Below are 255 nucleotides of genomic sequence, written 5' to 3' on the forward strand. Positions count from 1 at the left end.
TCGCGCGGTGGGCCTCGCGCAGGTGGTTGCGCAGGAAGTCGCGGCGGTGCAGGTCCAGCACCTCGCCGTTGACGACGGGCTCGTCGTTGTAGCCGCAGCCGTTCTCGGTGATGTAGAGCGACTGGTGGCCGTACAGCTCCGCGCAGAAGCGCGTGGCCCAGTAGATGGACTGCGGCGCGATGTGCAGCCAGGGGCTGTCGGCCTTGGGGTAGTTGATGGGCAGCGGCACGGCTTCCCACGCAGCGCCCGTCTTGC

General features: G+C 69.0%; 1 protein-coding gene. It reads right to left on the reverse strand.

The genetic code is table 11. The features are described from left to right. Window positions 1–255: family 1 glycosylhydrolase (locus ACG04R_RS28590; RefSeq protein ID WP_394418243.1), on the reverse strand; the 255-nt coding region annotated here is incomplete at both ends.

The sequence above is a fragment of the Pelomonas candidula genome (assembly GCF_043555985.1).
Taxonomy (GTDB): domain Bacteria; phylum Pseudomonadota; class Gammaproteobacteria; order Burkholderiales; family Burkholderiaceae_C; genus Pelomonas; species Pelomonas candidula.